16 protein-coding genes are annotated in these 17325 nt (G+C 37.5%); 13 read left to right on the top strand and 3 right to left on the bottom strand.

Annotated elements, in window-relative coordinates; all coding sequences use genetic code 11:
* The first annotated feature begins 44 nt into the window (after positions 1–44).
* The 5 genes from KFE94_08265 to KFE94_08245 all read left to right on the top strand — a co-directional run bounded on the left by KFE94_08265 (position 45) and on the right by KFE94_08245 (position 5718).
* Complete coding sequence (locus tag KFE94_08265) at positions 45–455, top strand: IPExxxVDY family protein (GenBank protein UTW68095.1); 411 nt, start codon at positions 45–47, stop codon at positions 453–455.
* Positions 455–1879 carry a pyruvate kinase gene (gene pyk, locus KFE94_08260; GenBank protein UTW68094.1) on the top strand — a complete coding sequence of 475 codons (1425 nt, stop codon included), beginning with the start codon at positions 455–457 and terminating at the stop codon, positions 1877–1879. The genes KFE94_08265 and pyk overlap by 1 nt, the downstream gene beginning before the upstream one ends.
* Positions 1880–2049: 170 nt before the next feature.
* Positions 2050–4143: a phosphate acetyltransferase gene (pta, locus tag KFE94_08255; GenBank protein ID UTW68093.1), complete on the top strand. Its 2094-nt coding sequence runs from the start codon at positions 2050–2052 to the stop codon at positions 4141–4143.
* 4 nt (positions 4144–4147) lie between these two features.
* A complete protein-coding gene (locus tag KFE94_08250) occupies positions 4148–5338 on the top strand; it encodes an acetate kinase (GenBank protein ID UTW68092.1) in 1191 nt (396 codons plus the stop codon).
* A gap of 2 nt (positions 5339–5340) precedes the next feature.
* Positions 5341–5718: a group III truncated hemoglobin gene (locus KFE94_08245; GenBank protein UTW68091.1), complete on the top strand. Its 378-nt coding sequence runs from the start codon at positions 5341–5343 to the stop codon at positions 5716–5718.
* A gap of 1 nt (position 5719) precedes the next feature.
* On the opposite strand, the gene KFE94_08240 is transcribed toward KFE94_08245, so the two are convergent.
* The gene (locus tag KFE94_08240; GenBank protein UTW68090.1) at positions 5720–6166 is read right to left on the bottom strand and encodes a nucleoside deaminase; all 447 of its coding nucleotides are present in this window, start codon (positions 6164–6166) and stop codon (positions 5720–5722) included.
* Positions 6167–6216: 50 nt separating this feature from the next.
* Here KFE94_08240 and KFE94_08235 point away from each other — a divergent pair, with 50 nt between their 5' ends.
* Positions 6217–6582, top strand: a complete 366-nt coding sequence (locus KFE94_08235) for a hypothetical protein (protein UTW68089.1) — start codon at positions 6217–6219, stop codon at positions 6580–6582.
* Positions 6583–6681: 99 nt separating this feature from the next.
* Positions 6682–8178 (top strand): oligosaccharide flippase family protein, encoded by a 1497-nt coding sequence (locus KFE94_08230; protein UTW68088.1) that lies wholly within the window; start codon positions 6682–6684, stop codon positions 8176–8178.
* Position 8179: 1 nt separating this feature from the next.
* On the opposite strand, the gene KFE94_08225 is transcribed toward KFE94_08230, so the two are convergent.
* Both KFE94_08225 and KFE94_08220 read right to left on the bottom strand, forming a co-directional pair.
* On the bottom strand, positions 8180–9010 hold the full coding sequence (locus KFE94_08225; GenBank protein ID UTW68087.1) for a hypothetical protein: 831 nt from the start codon (positions 9008–9010) through the stop codon (positions 8180–8182).
* Positions 9011–9048: 38 nt separating this feature from the next.
* Positions 9049–9645 (bottom strand): TetR/AcrR family transcriptional regulator, encoded by a 597-nt coding sequence (locus KFE94_08220; protein ID UTW68086.1) that lies wholly within the window; start codon positions 9643–9645, stop codon positions 9049–9051.
* Positions 9646–9781: 136 nt separating this feature from the next.
* On the opposite strand from KFE94_08220, the gene KFE94_08215 reads away from it, so the two are divergent.
* Genes KFE94_08215 through KFE94_08190 form a run of 6 tightly spaced genes read left to right on the top strand, consistent with a single transcriptional unit; the run spans position 9782 to position 17322 of the window.
* Entirely contained in the window at positions 9782–11200 is a 1419-nt protein-coding gene (locus tag KFE94_08215; protein ID UTW68085.1) for a hypothetical protein, read from the top strand.
* Complete coding sequence (locus tag KFE94_08210; protein UTW68084.1) at positions 11197–11670, top strand: gliding motility lipoprotein GldH; 474 nt, start codon at positions 11197–11199, stop codon at positions 11668–11670. The genes KFE94_08215 and KFE94_08210 overlap by 4 nt, the downstream gene beginning before the upstream one ends.
* Before the next feature lie 9 nt (positions 11671–11679).
* Complete coding sequence (locus KFE94_08205) at positions 11680–14142, top strand: transglycosylase domain-containing protein (GenBank protein UTW68083.1); 2463 nt, start codon at positions 11680–11682, stop codon at positions 14140–14142.
* Positions 14143–14162: 20 nt separating this feature from the next.
* Positions 14163–14864 (top strand): CoA transferase subunit A, encoded by a 702-nt coding sequence (locus KFE94_08200; protein UTW68082.1) that lies wholly within the window; start codon positions 14163–14165, stop codon positions 14862–14864.
* Between the two features lie 60 nt (positions 14865–14924).
* On the top strand, positions 14925–15581 hold the full coding sequence (locus KFE94_08195; protein UTW68081.1) for a CoA transferase subunit B: 657 nt from the start codon (positions 14925–14927) through the stop codon (positions 15579–15581).
* 10 nt (positions 15582–15591) lie between these two features.
* Positions 15592–17322, top strand: a complete 1731-nt coding sequence (locus tag KFE94_08190; GenBank protein ID UTW68080.1) for a hypothetical protein — start codon at positions 15592–15594, stop codon at positions 17320–17322.
* Positions 17323–17325: the final 3 nt, after the last annotated feature.

Genomic DNA, 17325 nt, shown 5'->3' with positions numbered 1-17325 from the left:
TCAGGATCGTTTTTCCTTAATTTAGTCCGGTTAATTGAGTTCATATGGCTTTAAAGCGCCTTAAAATAGATTCCGATGCTGATGCTTTTGTTATTGCGATCAGTTGTCACCAAAAAAGCATCAAATTTGCTTGGGAAATTAATCGTGCTTTAAAATGTGAACTACAAGCAACCCAAGAGTATCCGGATAATATTTACTTCATCCAGGAACTGGATGGACATGCATACTTTAACTGGACCAATCCATCGGAAAAATTCACACTTCATTTAATTAGCAATCATGGAGAAAAATCTCTGTTGGTTCCCACACAAAAGCAAATTGACTACTTCATGGTGGTTACAGGGTTTTACGAAGAATTGGATTTTGAAGATGCACTAAAAAAGATCAAACAAATAGAAAGTGTACTGACTGCTTTCCCTGTGACTTTAGATAAAGTCAAAACAAAACTTACATAATGAACGCTCCCAAAAGAACTAAAATTGTTGCCACTTTAGGTCCGGCTACATCTTCCAGAGAAACAATCAAACAACTGATACTGGAAGGAGTGAATGTATGTAGAATTAATTTCTCACATGCCGTACATCAAGACCTAATTGAAACAATCAAAACAATTCGTGAACTAGATCACGAACTCAATACACATACTGGAATTCTTGGTGATCTTCAAGGTCCCAAAATCCGAATTGGGAATTTATATTCCGAACCTATCATGTTGGAGCAAGGTCATCAAATGACTTTCACCACCAAACCCTATTTAGGTGATATTGATAAAGTTCATATTAACTATGAATCTTTTCCTAAAGATGTCGAAATAGGAGACAAAATACTGGTAGATGATGGAAAACTGGTATTCAAAGTTGTTGAGTCTAATGGCATGGATGAAGCACTTCTAGAAGTGGTTTATGGCGGTCCTCTACATTCCAGAAAAGGAGTTAATCTTCCGGATACCAAAATATCTATGCCAAGTTTAACCGAAAAAGATCTTAAAGATCTGGAATTCGCTTTGGAACAAAACATTCACTGGATAGGGTTGTCATTCGTACGTGAAGCTAAAGACATTATAGAGCTTCGTGAAATCATCACTGGCAAAGAAAAAGACTCCAGAATTATAGCTAAAATTGAAAAGCCTGAGGCGATTAAAAATCTGGATGATATTATTGAAGTGACGGATGCCGTTATGGTTGCACGCGGAGATTTGGGTGTGGAAGTTCCTTTAGAAGAAGTTCCATTGCTTCAAAAAGAAATCGTCCTAAAATGCCAACAGATGGCCAAACCTGTTATTATCGCTACGCAAATGATGGAATCTATGATCGATAGTATCACTCCATCACGTGCAGAAGTAAATGACGTGGCCAATGCGGTTATGGACGGAGCCGATGCGGTTATGCTTAGCGGTGAAACTTCAGTTGGGGAGCATCCGGTAGACGTAATTAAAGTCATGACTCGAATCATTAAGCAAACTGAAACATTTGATGGGATCTATAACGCAGATTTCCAGCCATTAATTAACACCAAAAGATACATTTCAGACAATATTTGTTTTGGAGCATTGGACCTCGCGGAGAAGGTTTCGGCTAAAGCGATCGTCACCATGACTTTTTCCGGTTACACCGCACTCAAGGTTTCCAGCTTCAGACCAAAAGCCGGAGTTTATGTATTTACCGGAAACCGTAGACTTTTAAAGATGATGAGTTTGGTTTGGGGCACACGTACTTTCTTCTACGATAAATTTGTTAGTACCGATGAAACCATTGAAGATATTAAAGCCAAACTTAGAGCTACAGGCCAATTGGAAGAGGATGATTTAGTTGTAAATATTGCCAGTATGCCAATCAAAAGTAAGGGCATGAGTAATATGATTCGATTAAGCTACATATAGATTTCATTCTTTTAATCATTAAAAAAAGCTTCTAATAACCAGAAGCTTTTTTTGTGTAAAATAATTGCACAAAAACACTGATATATATCAAGTCCTCAGCCTTCAAACTTCATGTTTTTAAACACCAGTAAATCCAATAATAGCCTAACTTTGCTCTAAAATTTCATGTCATGGCACGTTCTTTATATATCTCATCATCAGAGCCATATTCAGGAAAGACTCTAATTGCTTTGGGCTGTTTTGAGGTGGCCCTTCGTCATACTAAAAAAGTCGCACTGTTTAGGCCCATTATTCGTGATACACAAGTTGGATGTAAAGACCATAACATTGAACTTATATTAAATCACCATAACCTGGATCAGCCATACGAGAGCACTTATGCTATGGAACGTACTGAGGCACTTAATTTACTGGCTCATAACAAATTTGACCAGTTTATTGAACAGGTTATCAATAAATACAAGCAACTCGAGGAAGCTTACGACTTTGTTATTTGTGAGGGAACAGATTATATTGGTGATGGTTCAGAGTTTGAATTGGACCTCAATGCCCTGATCGCAAAAAACCTCGATTTACCTGTTTTGGTATTAGGTCAGGGACTTGGGCGTGATATTGATGATATTCTTACCCCAATTCAATGGGCCATCCAATCATACCAGGACCACAATTGTAAAATTTTAGGCACCATCATTAATAAAGTTCAACCGGAGCGTAGGACAGAATTATTAAGTAAACTTCGCAAAGAACTTCCGGAACACGCGGGAGAGCTATCTGCAATTCCAACGAATAAAATTTTAAGTAGTCCGTCCGTTCGAGAAATTGCAGAACAACTGAATGCAAAGGTTCTGTTCGGTCATGAACATCTGGATAATCTGGTATACGATTTTCAAACTGTGGCCATGCGTTTAAATAACTACTTTAAACTCATGACCGAAAAAAGTTTGGCGATCACTCCCGGGGATCGAACCGATATTTTAGTTGGAGCGATGCAAGCCAGCATGTCTAACAAAAGACCTAATGTCTCTGGAATAGTTCTGACTGGTGGAATGTTACCTTCAGACGAAACACTTGAAGTAATCGATGGACTTCCACAAAAAATCCCTGTATTATCCGTTGATAGCTTCACATTTGAAACATCTGTGAAAGCGGAGCAGGTAAAATCCAGCATTCATCAAAAAGACACACAAAAAATCGCTTTAAGCCTAGATCTTTTTGATAAATATGTAGAGGCATCTAAATTCTTTAAGAAACTTGCTGGATTAAAATCCAAGGGTATGACCCCTAAGATGTTCTTATATCATCTTAGAAAAATCGCAGGGAATAATAGACGTAAAATTGTACTTCCGGAAGGAAATGACATTCGAATTCTACAGGCAATTGAGATCCTGCAAAGTCAGAATTTAGTCGATTTGGTTCTACTTGGTGATGAGGCTATGGTAAAATCACTAGCCCATCAAAATAACATCAGTATTGATTATGAGCAACTGGAAATTATAAATCCTCAAACCTCACCTCTACGTGCAAAATACGCTCAGGAATATTTCAATTTGAGACAGCATAAAGGTGTGAATATGGATATGGCCATGGATGCACTAACCGATGTTTCCTATTTCGGTACAATGATGGTACATCACGGAGATGCACATGGAATGGTTTCCGGAGCAGCGCATACCACACAACATACCATTCGACCGGCATTACAGATTATTAAAACTTCTGAGGGTTCACAAACCGTATCTTCAGTATTCTTTATGCTTCTGGAAGATCGTGTAGTCGCTTATGGTGATTGCGCAATTAATCCGGATCCAAATGCCCAGCAGCTTGCTGAAATTGCTATTTCATCTGCAGACACCAGCAAACGATTTGGTATTGAACCTAAAGTAGCCATGTTGTCGTATTCTTCCGGGTCTTCCGGAAAAGGTGCTGATGTAGAAAAAGTACGTGAGGCTACAGAAATAGTTAAAAAACTTCGTCCGGACATTTTGGTCGAAGGTCCGATTCAATATGATGCTGCAGTAGATTTGGCTGTTGGTCAAAAGAAACTACCAAACTCTCCGGTTGCGGGACAAGCCACGGTACTGGTATTCCCGGATTTAAATACCGGAAACAACACTTACAAAGCTGTTCAAAGAGAAACCGGAGCTCTAGCCGTTGGACCTGTTCTACAGGGGCTCAAAAAGCCTGTAAATGATTTAAGTCGTGGATGTTTGGTAGATGATATTGTCAACACAGTTACCATCACCGCAATTCAATCTGTAAATTAAAATCATGAAAACACTAGTTATCAATACAGGTAGTTCTTCTATTAAATTCGCATTGATCGATATGCCTTCAGGTACACAATTAGCTGTAGGCCTGGTTGAACGAATCGGTGAAAAAAATGGCGTCATTCAGATGTCTACTCAAGATCAGGAAAAAAAAGAAGAGCGTGTCATTGCCAATCATCAAACCGGATTAAAACTCGTTTCGGATTGGTTACTGGATCCAACTTACAAGTTGATTTCAGATACCAGAGAAGTTGAAAGCATAGGACATCGTGTGGTTCATGGGGGAGAAACATTCCAAAAAACAACGATCATTGATGCGCAGGTCAAACTTAAAATCAAGGAACTTTTTGGACTCGCACCACTGCATAATCCACCAAATTACGAAGGAATAGAAGTAGCCGAATCTGTTTTTCCAGACGCCAAACAAATAGCAGTATTTGACACCGCGTTTCATCATACATTGCCTCCAAAAGCCTATCATTATGCCATTCCACAATATTTGTATAATGATTATGGAATTCGTGTCTATGGATTCCATGGTACATCACACCGATATGTTACCAGAGTATCTGCTGAGCATCTTGGAATCGATGTAAACCAGGTAAACCTCATCACCATTCATTTGGGAAACGGTGCCAGTATGGCTGCAGTAAAAAACGGAAAGTCTATTGATACTTCATTGGGCATGACTCCACTGGCCGGATTGGTTATGGGTACTCGTGTAGGTGATTTAGACCCGGGGATTATCTTTTATTTAGAAGAAGAAAAAGGATACTCTATTCAAAAAGTAAAAAATCTGCTGAACAAAGAAAGCGGAATGAAGGGCCTTGCCGGAGAGAATGATCTTAGAAATATTACTGAAAAAGCTGAGAATGGTGATGCACTTTCTCAACTTGCTTTGGATGTCTATACATACAGAATTAAAAAATACATTGGAGCATATATCGCAGCAATAGGACCTATTCACGGAATCGTGTTTACCGCTGGTGTAGGTGAAAATAGCGCGCTCATTAGAAAGATGGTATGTGCAGAAATGGGTCATCTCGGTATCCACATAGATCATACAAAGAATAATCTCAGAGTTAAAGGAATCCGAGAAATTCAAACACCTGAATCCAAAGTGAAAATTCTGATTACTCCAACTAACGAAGAACTTGAAATTGCCGGACAGGTATACCAATTATTAAACTAAGCATGAAAAAAGATATCACGTCCAGAGAGGATATAATCCTAATGGTAAATTCATTCTATGAAAGGGTTCAACAGGATCCAGAGTTAGACCATATGTTTAACGGTGTAGCAAAACTGGATTGGGAAGCTCATTTACCTAAAATGTATGATTTCTGGGAAGCTATTATTTTAAAAAATCCTGGTTATCAAGGAAATCCAATGGCCGTACACAAACAACTTCATTTTAAGTTCCCATTTACCAAGAACATGTTTGAAACCTGGCTAAAGCTATTCAATGAAACTGTAGACGATTTATTTATCGGTGACCACGCACGTGAAGCTAAAACAAGAGCTTTAAGTATAGCTACAATGATTCAAATGAAAACGATTTACCAAAAATAATTTATCGCTTTCCTTTAAAGAAAGTTTTCAGCAAATCAGCACTCTCTGCAGCCATTAACCCACCTTCTATTTTTGTTTTCGGATGAAGTAACTCTGTTTTTATTCGATTAAACCCACGTTTCTCATCCGGAGCAGCATATACTATACGGCTAATTTGTGTCCAAAAAGATGCGCCAGCACACATAACGCAAGGTTCTAATGTCACATATAAAGTACAATCCAATAAATACTTACCACCCAAAGCCTCTGATGCTGCAGTAAAAGCCTGCATTTCGGCATGAGCTGTCACATCATTAAGGCGTTCCGTCATATTATGTGCGCGTGCAATCACTCTTCCGTTACTCACAATAACAGCCCCGACCGGCACTTCATCCATTTCAAATGCCTTCTGAGCTTCGGCCAAAGCCAACTTCATAAAATGCGCATCAGATTGTATTGATAAACTCATATTTCAAAAATAAGATTTGACCACAATCAAACTTCCTTTACCTTAGCAAAATGAGTAAATCCGCATTACTTTTTTTTGTGTTAATCGCATTTGGACTTTCATCCTGTAAACAGGATCCCATTCCAATGTGGACGGTTCAATATAAAATCGTAAATCTGGGGAATGGTATCCCAACTTATAGAGTATCGTATAAATTGCAAAATGGCGGCACGAAATCAGTTGGCCCTATCAACACCTATAATTGGGAGTCTGAGTTGCTTACTGAATTTGAAGACGGCTCTCCTGTTTGGTTTGAAATTGAACTCATTTCTGGCAAAGGAGAACTGCAGTTACAAATTTTACGTGATAATGCCGTTCACGAAAAAGGTGATTTACCTTTGGGATTAGCAAAATATAGTATAGAATCTACGTTATAAATGATTCACCCCTAACTATTGAAAACTCTAAAAAATCAAATTCGATTTTAACATGAGTTATGCGTACTTTTCGCCACTGGAATCATAGACACATCTTCAATGAGTAAATTAAAGAAGCTTGCCGGGCAAACTGCCATATACGGACTTCCTAGTATTTTGGGCAGGTTTTTAAATTATTTATTATTCCCCATTTATACCTCCATCTTTGTTCCCGCTGAATATGGGGTAGTCAATGATGTTTATGCGTTGGTTGCGTTCATTGCGGTTATTTTACCCTGGGGAATGGAAACTGCGTATTTCAGATTTACCAATAAAAAAGAATATACTCCTGAGGAAGTTTTTAGGACCAGTTTATTTTTTGTCACATTAACTTCTGTTCTCTTTATCCTTACCACTGTTTTTTTTACTACTGATCTGGCAGAAGCTGTGAGATATGCTGACCATCCGGAATACGTCATCTGGATGGGATTTACATTAGGTTTTGATGCGCTATCCGTCATTCCACTGGCCCAATTGCGGACGCAACAAAAAGCTTTAAAATTTGCCCTGATCAACTTCGCCAGTATAGGGGTTAACATTGGTTTGAACTTATTCTTTGTTTGGTATTGCATCACTGTTTATAGGAATGGAGGTAATTTTATTACCGATGCGGTTTTTGACCCTAACATTGGTGTTGGATACATTTTCATTGCAAATCTGGCTCAGGCCATTGTTAAATTCATACTTATAGCTCCTTCATATCAAGGTTTTAGTTTTCAGATCAATCCATCATTGATGAAAAAACTCTTTAAGTACGCTTCCCCTCTGGTTATTGCAGGGTTTGCCGGAATCATTAATGAAACATTAGATCGCAGACTCATCAGAATCTTACTAGAACCCGAAATGGGAACTCAAGCCGCATTGGCACAAGTAGGTATTTACGGAGCGGTGTATAAATTGGCAGTACTCATTACACTATTCACTCAGGCTTTCAGATACGCAGCGGAACCTTTCTTCTTTGCGCAAGATTATGAAGGCAATGACCGAAAAGTATATGCGGACGTAATGAAATGGTACACTATTGTGGTAACTACCATTTTTTTAATGGTCATGCTCTATCTCGATTTATTCAAGATTCTAATTCGTAATTCCGATTATTGGGTAGGACTATCGATTGTACCAATTCTATTGTTTGCCAACATATTCCTGGGGTGGATCTATAATCTATCTGTTTGGTATAAAATGACGCACCGCACGATCTATGGGGCTGGGCTCGCAATTTTGGGAGCTGTGATTACTATTGGAATGAATATTTATCTTATCCCTAAAATTGGATATGTAGGAGCAGCATGGACCACATTTAGTGCTTATGGAATTATGGCTTTGGCCAGTTATCTATTGGGAAATCATTACTTCCCAATCCCTTACAATTTATTCAAGATTTTAGGATACTCTGTTCTCGCTTTCGGTTTATGGTATTTAAGTACATGGATTATTATAGATAGCGAAATACTTCATTATCTCACAAGTACAACTTTCTTGCTGGCATTTCTAGGTGTCATCCTGATTTGGGAATGGAAAGACATCAAAAGAATTCTTGATCGAGTGAATATCTAATCTATTTCAAAACAGAGATCACCTCATTCACCAAATCTTCATTCCACAACATTCTATAATGCCCAATTTGATCGTATTTATACAATGTCGAATCCGAAATATGGTCATGGATCGCTAAAGAGTTTCCGTATGGCAAAACTTTATCTGATTGATCATGAAATAAGTACAGATGATCGAATTTGGCCGCTTCTAATTTCTTCGCAACTGAAATATCTTCTAAACGTTCACCCAAAATCTTGTTGGCCTTATTTTTCAAAATGTTAAAAGACTTATCATTTAAACCAATCATATTTTTGAATTCCACAAAAATGTCCTCCATCTCATTTGGTGAAGTTAAAAACACTAATTCATCTACTTTCAAATCCATATTCGCCAAACCAAAAGCAGTTACCGCTGAACCAAAAGAATGCGAAACGATGGAGATGTTTTTTCCTTTTGGTAGTGAATTCATAAAGTGCTGGAATGCCAGTTTGGCCTCATGTAAATTCGTCTTCGAATCTTCATAAAACGCATGCCCGGGTAAATTAAAACTTAAAACGTACTTCCCTTTCTCTAAAAGTGGATCTACAAATCGATACATACAACCTGAATTAGAATCCCACCCATGAAGTAAAATCACGATATCATTTTCCGGATTTCCAAATTCGTAGCAATGGATCTGCTTACCTTGAAATTCTAAATCATATTGATTTGCACGTTCAAAAAACGGCTTCTCACGATCACGAATAGCTTTCTTACGTACTTTCTTAAATAATTCAAATGCTGAATTTGCCGCCAGATTGGGACTCACTGCAGAAAGTGTTTTGTGATATTGTCTTATTACTCTTATCATGTTTTTATACCAATCGGTATATTTTAGTTTAAAAAAATTTACCGCTTTAACTCTTTATTGATCAGATTGGTGATTGCCTCTGTTAAATCTTCCATATAGGTCTTATCTTTCAAAACGGTAGACATAAAAATTCCCCCTTCCACCATCGAAAATATTCTCCGCGCATACAATTTAGGATCTACGTCCTTTTTGATTTCACCTTCATTAATCCCTTCTTGAATAATGATCGCCAGATTACTTTGTAAATTACGTATGGCCTTTTTTACTTTCTCCAACAAAGCCGGATTCTGATGATTGGAATCTATACCCACATTCAAAATGGGACATCCTCCAAATTCATAAGTGAATTGGTAATAATCTTTATAAAAATCAGAAATCGCATAGAGCTTCCCCAAACTATTATCCGAAGAAGAAATAGCCTTTTCTATTTTGGCAGAAACCAGTTTCACATTATAAACAAATGCACGAACTGCCAATTCGTTCTTATCCGTGAAATTTCCATAAATCGCCCCTTTGGTCAAACCTGTAGCTGCAGTAATATCACTTATACTCGTTCCTGAATAACCCTTACGATTAAAAACCGGTGATACCGTCTTAATGATATATTCCGTTGTTATTTGTGATTTTGAAGGCATGGAAATGCAAATATATAAAAATATACCAATTGGTATATTTTATTGAATTCTCTAAATATCGTCTATTGGGTAACTAAAAATTGAATAAAATTCTTTCCTTTGTTTGAATTGAAATAATTCTCGAAAAGAAAAGTATATGGGGTGTACAAACTGCAGCAGTGTTTCTGATTCGAGTAATGTTTCTGGTGGTTGTAAATCAAGTGGTTCTTGTTCTACATCGGGATGCGATAAGCTCAATGTATACAGTTGGTTGACTGGAATGGAACCTTCCAGATATAATGATTTCGACCTTGTTGAGATTAAGTTTAAAAATACTCGTAAAGAGTTTTTTAGAAATAAAAATAAACTTGATATTCATCCTGGAGAGCCTGTGGTGCTTGAATCCCAGAATGGATATGACATAGGAATTGTCAGTATGCTCGGTGAGCTGGTGAAGCGGAGAATGCGCATTAAAAAATGCCCAACCGATTCTAAAGACATCAAAAACATACTGAGAAAACCAAATCAGGCGGAGATTGAAAAGTGGCAGGAAACACTTTCATTGGAACGCCCGACAATGCTCAAGGCCAGACATATTGCTACGGAACTGAAATTAAATATGAAGATTTCGGATGTAGAATATCAAGCGGATGGATGTAAAGCTACATTTTACTATACCGCTGATGAGCGTGTGGATTTCAGAGAACTTATTCGTCATTTAGCTGATCAGTTCAAAATTAGAATTGAAATGCGTCAAATTGGCTCCCGCCAGGAAGCAGGAAGATTGGGTGGTATTGGTTCTTGTGGTAGAGAACTATGTTGTTCTACCTGGTTAACTGATTTCCGTTCAGTATCTACCAACGCAGCAAGATATCAGCAACTATCTATTAATCCGCAAAAACTAGCGGGTCAATGTGGTAAACTCAAATGTTGCCTGAACTTCGAATTAGACAGTTATTTAGACGCATTGAAAGGATTTCCTAGTAGTGATGTTAAATTGCGCACAATAAAAGGAAAAGCATACTGTTTTAAATCTGATATTTTCAAAGGTATTATGTGGTACAGCTATATTGGGGATAACTCCAAGATAGTTGCACTTTCGATTGATCGTGTTCATGAAATTATTGAAATGAACAAACGCGATGAACAACCGGAAGACTTAGAAGAGTTTGCTGATTTTACTGAGGAAATTGAAATGGAGCCTGAATTTGGAAATGTAGTTGGGCAAGACAGTTTAACACGTTTCGATACAAAAAGTAAAGGCCGAAGTAAAAACAAAAAGAGAAAGAAACCACAGAATCGTTCTCAAAACAAAGGACAAAACAAACCTGATCAAAAAGAGAAGCAGGATGTAGCGAAAAAAGAACAAAAAAGACCGTCAAGAAGAAAATCTGGTAATCGTTCGCAAGCAAAAAACAACGATCAAAACAAAAATCAGGCTAAAGGTCAAAATGATTCAAATCGCAAAAAGAGTCCGAATGCAACGGCAAAAAATAAGTCTAATAAGAATCGCAACAATAGAAATAGAAACAACCAAAATCGTAAACCGAAGAACGTAGGTGAAAATAAAGAATGAAAAGGTTAATCTACTCCATCCTAACGCTTAGTATCTTGATCAGTTTTGCATCATGTAACGATGACGTGGTATATGAGCAACTTCAGAATGTTGATGCTGAAGGATGGGATTATTCTAAACCTATTGAATTTTCGTTTGATGCTCCGGATACTTCAAATAAGTATAACCTAATATTTGATGTAAGAATTACTCCGGACTATGCATATCAAAACCTTTGGTTATTTGTCGAAACAACAGAACCGGATGGATACACCCATACAGACTCCATAAACTGCCCAATGGCTTATCCGGATGGTAGATGGATTGGAAGCGGAGTTGGAGACCTCATCGACAATCCTATCTTGATTCATCAAAGTTTCAAATTCGTTAAAGAAGGTACCTATACCATGAAAATTAAACATGGTATGCGTCATGATTTTTTACCTCATGTTCAAAATATTGGCGTGATCTTAAAACAGATAAATTCTTAAATTTACCTCATGGCAAAAGAAAAAGAAAAACCTAAATTTATTAAACTCATCCTTTGGATGTGGGCTATATTCTTAGGAGGAATTTCTTTAGCAATCGTATTCTTTTGGGCATTATCCAGTGGTTATATCTGGACACTTCCCTCTTTCGAAGAGTTAGAAAATCCTAATAGTGTTCTGGCCACTGAAATTTACTCCTCTGACCTTAAGGTCTTAGGTAAATTTTATGTAGAAAACAGAACCTTCGTTCCTTTTGAACAACTTCCGGATACACTGGTAGGCGCATTGGTGAATACTGAAGATGAACGTTTCTATAGTCATTCTGGGATTGACATCAAGCGATTGGTTACTGCTATTGCGGCAATGGGAACACGTGGAGGTGCCAGTACCATTTCACAACAGTTGGCAAAACTGTTATTTTCTGATCGAGCTGGAAATAAAATTGAACGTATCAAATACAAATTCATGGAATGGGTTATTGCTGTTCAACTAGAACGACAATACACCAAAAACGAGATCATTGCCATGTATCTTAATAAGTTTGATTTCAACCACAATGCGAAGGGGATCGAGTCTGCTGCTCAGATATATTTTTCTAAACCGGTAGAGGAACTTCAAATTGATGAAGCTGCAATCTTAGTAGGAATGCTGAAAAATCCAACTTACTACAATCCTGTAGGTTCAGATAAAAGAAGAGAACGCACCTTTAATCGAAGAAATACAGTTTACGGCCAAATGGCTAAAAACGGCTATATCACACAAGAACAAAAAGATTCTTTAAAAGTCCTTCCACTTCGATCAAATTACACCACAATGACCCACATAGATGGGCAAGCGCCTTATTTCAGAGAGGTTCTAAAAAAAGAAATGAAGAAACTTCTGGATGAAAAAGATGCCAAAGGAAACTATGTATATAGCAAACCTGATGGTAGCAAATACAATCTGTATAAAGATGGAATTAAGATCTATACAACCATTAATTCTAAGCTTCAAACTTATGCCGAATATGCCGTAGCCGAACATCTAAGTAAAGAGCTTCAAAAAGATTTTGATAAAAACAATAAACGCTGGAAAAACCCACCATTCAGTAATGATTTAAAGAAGGAACAAATTGACCGAATTCTGAATAGTGCAAAGAAAAGATCGCAACGTTATTTTATCATGACGGGTAAAGAATGTGCTAACTGCGGCCGAAGAGGAGATTTTGTTCAGGAAGCAGTGTCCGAAAATGGAGAGACCATTTGGGAATGTACAGCAAAAGATTGTCAACACACGATACATCGCTACCCCTTAGATTCTATTGATATTGTGTTTAACATGCCAACAGATATGAAGGTTTTCACCTGGCATGGGGAAGTCGATACGAATATGACCCCGATGGACTCTATCAAGTACTACAAATCGTTCTTACAAAGTGGGTTGATGTCTATAGATCCACATACAGGTGAAATTAAAGCCTGGGTGGGAGGAATCAACTATAAATATTTCAAGTATGATCATGTAAAGCAAGGAAAAAGACAGGTAGGTTCTACCTTTAAGCCTTTTGTTTATGCATTAGCCATTCAAAACGGACACTCTCCTTGTTATGAAGTTCCAAATGTATTAACCACATTCCATAAAGGAGAATATGGGTTATTACAAGACTGGACACCTAAAAACAGTGATGGGAAATATGGTGATATGGTGTCTCTAAAATACGGTTTGGCTAATTCTATGAATACCATTACCGCGTGGGTAATGAAACAATATGGCCCAGCTGCCGTGATTGAATACGCCAGAAGGATGGGGGTAACCAGTAAATTAGACACTGTTCCTTCGTTAGCGCTTGGTGTTGCAGATATTTCTCTATACGAAATGGTTGGCGCATTAGCCACTTTCCCTGGAAAAGGGATCTGGCATGAACCTATTTTCATTTCAAGAATTGAAGATAAAAATGGGGTTGTGATTGCCGATTTTGTAGCAGATAGCCGCGAAGCAATGAGTGAGGAAAATGCTTATGAAATGGTCACTCTACTTGAAGGAGTTACTCATGGCGCCAGAGGTCCATATTTAGGTAAAGATGAAAGTCGTTGGGGATCTAGGGTAACTGTAGGTACAGGAGTGCGTTTGTTTTACGACTCACCTAAAAGAGAATATGATGGTTTTCCAAGAACATATCCTATTGCCGGAAAAACAGGTACCACACAAAATAACTCAGATGGTTGGTTTATGGGTTTAACTCCGGATTTGGTTACCGGAGTTTGGGTAGGTGCCGAAGATCGTGCTGTACGATTCCGATATACATCCAAAGGGCAAGGTGCAAATACGGCATTACCAATATGGGGCTACTATATGAAAAAAGCATGGGCAGATACCACACTTAACCTATCTAAACAACCATTTGAAGCTCCTCTGAATTACAATAAAGAATTAGACTGTGAGAAAGCCAAATCAAACAATTCTGGTGGTACTGATGAATTTGATTTTGGAACATAAATTTTAAAATACTATAAATTATGATTAATAAAGTTGTTGCTAACGCACAAGAAGCTACAAAAGGCATTGAAAGTGGTATGACCATGATGTTTGGTGGCTTTGGACTATGTGGAATTCCTGAAAATGCGATTCAGGCCATCGTAGAATCAAAAATCAATAATTTGGTATGTATTTCAAACAATGCCGGAGTAGACGATTTTGGTTTAGGCTTTATGCTCCAGACCAAACAAATCAAAAAAATGATTGCTTCTTATGTAGGAGAGAATGATGAATTTGAACGTCAAATGTTAAGCGGAGAATTAGAAGTTGATCTAATTCCGCAAGGGTCTTTGGCTGAGAGATGTCGTGCCGGTGGTGCTGGAATTCCAGCTTTCTTTACCCCTGCCGGATATGGAACTGAAGTTGCGGAAGGCAAAGAAGTAAGAGTTTATAACGGTAAGCCGCATATTTTGGAGACTGCTTTGACTGCAGATTTTGCATTTGTAAAAGCATGGAAAGGAGATGAAGCTGGGAACCTGGTATTTAAAGGAACTGCTAGAAACTTCAATCCAATGATGGCTATGGCAGGTAAGATTACCGTAGCCGAAGTCGAAGAACTAGTTCCTGCAGGTGAGTTGGACCCTAACGAAATTCATACTCCCGGAATTTTTGTGCAACGTATCTTCAAGGGTGCCAACTTTGAAAAGCGCATTGAACAAAGAACTGTAAGAACCAGAGATTAGTTAAATCTCCAATTCAACATTACTCATTTATTAATTTGACACATTACAAAACATTATAAAATGGCATTAGATAAAATAGGAATTGCAAAACGTATTGCTCAAGAATTGAGAGATGGTTGGTACGTAAATTTAGGTATTGGCATTCCAACTTTGGTTGCTAATTATATTCCTGAAGGTGTAAATGTGGAATTCCAGTCTGAAAATGGGATTTTAGGAATGGGACCATTCCCATTCGAGGGAGAGGAAGATGCTGATTTAATCAACGCAGGAAAACAAACAATTACACATTTACCTGGAGCAGTATATTTTGATTCTGCCACCAGTTTTGCTATGATTCGTGGACAACACGTACAACTTACAGTTTTGGGAGCAATGGAGGTAGCTGATAACGGTGATATTGCAAACTGGAAAATTCCAGGACGTATGGTAAAAGGTATGGGGGGTGCTATGGATTTAGTAGCCAGTGCTGATAACATTATCGTTGCTATGATGCACACTAACAAAAAAGGTGAGTCCAAGCTTTTAAAACAATGTAGCCTACCCATTACGGGAGTACAATGTGTAAAACGTGTGGTCACCAACTTAGCTGTTGTTGATATTGTTGAAGGGGGGTTTAAGCTTATTGAAAGAGCACCTGGAGTTTCGGTAGAAGAAATTAAAAATGCAACTGAAGGAAATTTAATTGTAGAAGGAGATATTCCTGAAATGCGTATCTAATACCCGATTCTTGAAAAAGTATTTTCTGTGGATTTCCGAAGTAATTGTTATCATAGCAGTACTTCTTGTCATAAACAATTACCTCGGTAATCAGGAATTACTTATTAAAGCAGACGGAAAAGGCTATTACGACTATCTTCCTGCTACATTTATATATCACGATTTAAACTTTAAATATACCGACACGTTACAAACCGACTATTATGATCAAAAATCATATAGTGCGGGTTATTTAAAACATGTCAACGGAAAACAAATCAATAAATATTTCCCTGGGGTTTCTATACTTTGGAGCCCTTTTTTTGCCGGAGCACATATCTATGCTTTAAACTCTAAATACCCCGCTGACGGATACAGTTACCCTTATCAGAAATCTATCTTCTTTGCGGCTATATTTTATTTATGGTTGGGACTTTTATATCTCCGTAGGTTATTATTATGCTTTAATATCAACCCTATTGTTATCCTGAGTATCCTAATCTTATTTACTCTGGCTACTCCACTTTTAAACTATGTGCAATACGACCCATCTTTTACACACGTATATTCTTTTGCGCTGGTCAATATATTTAGCTTCTACGGATATTCTTATCTCCAAAAACAAAAGACAATTGACTTTTTTATTGCGGCATTTATATTGGGATTCATTACGATTATCAGACCTGTGAATTTGATCTCAGCAGTGATCCTACTTTTATTCTTTAATTCTTTTGAAGATTTTAAAAATACATTCACAAACATATTCTTCTCCCATCGCAACCATATTTATAAAGCTTTTTTGATATTTCTAGCTGTAGTGAGTATTGTCCCATTATTATGGTGGCATCAAACCGGACAGTTCTTTATTTGGGGATATCAGGATGAAGGGTTTAATTTTTTATCCCCTGCTTTTTTCGATTTTCTATTTAGCGCCCGAAAAGGTGCTTTTGTTCATACTCCGTTACTTTTTATTTCGCTACTTGGAGGTTTGTTTGTGTGGCTTAGAACCAAAAACTATTACCGACTGGGCATATTTATCATTCTTGTCACATTAATTACCTATGTACTATCCTCCTGGTGGTCGTGGTATTATGGCGCTAGTTATGGTTCCAGACCCATGATAGAATACTATATCGTTTTTGCCTTTGCCCTCGCGCAGTTTTTAAATCATTTCAAGAATAGAATCTATTCACACGTGCTTACACTGCTATTCCTGTTCTTGATACCCATTAATATTATACAAGTATTCCAGTACCAGAATTATATCATGGACTGGGAAGAAATGACGTGGGATAAATTCAGGTTTATTGGTTTACATACCGAGAAAAAATACAGAGGTGTTTTTTTCAGAAAAACAATCAACTACAACTTAGATCAGGTCATTTATTCTGAAGATTTCATTATGGATCCTCCCGTGCAATTCGAATCGGAAAAACATGAAATAATCGCTTCATTTATTGCTGATAGTATTCTCCATTTGGATCAGGTAAACCACGTACATATTGTCGCAGACATTGAATACGAAACAGGTAATTCGGAAATTGTACTCTCTATAAACGACTCTACCGGGAAAAATATCTATTGGTATAGTCCTCATGTTTTTGCAGCTACACAAAAGGAAAATACACGTTATAATTTTGCAGACTTCTATTATCAGATTCCTACGATCCCGGAAGGTGCAACATTTCAAATTGGTGTATCTTCACACGCTGATAAAATCAAAGTACATCAAATTAAAATCAATCTGATACACAAACCTTAAAGG

This window comes from bacterium SCSIO 12643 (assembly GCA_024398135.1).
GTDB lineage: Bacteria > Bacteroidota > Bacteroidia > Flavobacteriales_G > Salibacteraceae > CAJXZP01.
This window is presented reverse-complemented; position numbering and strand designations above follow the sequence as displayed.

What these genes read in the sequence shown, in the direction of transcription:
- KFE94_08215 (UTW68085.1), top strand. Translation starts at nt 9,782, where the DNA reads ATGGGGTGTACAAACTGCAGCAGTGTTTCTGATTCGAGTAATGTTTCT.
- KFE94_08235 (UTW68089.1), top strand. Translation starts at nt 6,217, where the DNA reads ATGAGTAAATCCGCATTACTTTTTTTTGTGTTAATCGCATTTGGACTT.
- KFE94_08230 (UTW68088.1), top strand. Translation starts at nt 6,682, where the DNA reads ATGAGTAAATTAAAGAAGCTTGCCGGGCAAACTGCCATATACGGACTT.
- pta (UTW68093.1), top strand. Translation starts at nt 2,050, where the DNA reads ATGGCACGTTCTTTATATATCTCATCATCAGAGCCATATTCAGGAAAG.
- KFE94_08195 (UTW68081.1), top strand. Translation starts at nt 14,925, where the DNA reads ATGGCATTAGATAAAATAGGAATTGCAAAACGTATTGCTCAAGAATTG.
- pyk (UTW68094.1), top strand. Translation starts at nt 455, where the DNA reads ATGAACGCTCCCAAAAGAACTAAAATTGTTGCCACTTTAGGTCCGGCT.
- KFE94_08240 (UTW68090.1), bottom strand. Translation starts at nt 6,166, where the DNA reads ATGAGTTTATCAATACAATCTGATGCGCATTTTATGAAGTTGGCTTTG.
- KFE94_08200 (UTW68082.1), top strand. Translation starts at nt 14,163, where the DNA reads ATGATTAATAAAGTTGTTGCTAACGCACAAGAAGCTACAAAAGGCATT.
- KFE94_08225 (UTW68087.1), bottom strand. Translation starts at nt 9,010, where the DNA reads ATGATAAGAGTAATAAGACAATATCACAAAACACTTTCTGCAGTGAGT.
- KFE94_08220 (UTW68086.1), bottom strand. Translation starts at nt 9,645, where the DNA reads ATGCCTTCAAAATCACAAATAACAACGGAATATATCATTAAGACGGTA.
- KFE94_08205 (UTW68083.1), top strand. Translation starts at nt 11,680, where the DNA reads ATGGCAAAAGAAAAAGAAAAACCTAAATTTATTAAACTCATCCTTTGG.
- KFE94_08250 (UTW68092.1), top strand. Translation starts at nt 4,148, where the DNA reads ATGAAAACACTAGTTATCAATACAGGTAGTTCTTCTATTAAATTCGCA.
- KFE94_08265 (UTW68095.1), top strand. Translation starts at nt 45, where the DNA reads ATGGCTTTAAAGCGCCTTAAAATAGATTCCGATGCTGATGCTTTTGTT.
- KFE94_08245 (UTW68091.1), top strand. Translation starts at nt 5,341, where the DNA reads ATGAAAAAAGATATCACGTCCAGAGAGGATATAATCCTAATGGTAAAT.
- KFE94_08210 (UTW68084.1), top strand. Translation starts at nt 11,197, where the DNA reads ATGAAAAGGTTAATCTACTCCATCCTAACGCTTAGTATCTTGATCAGT.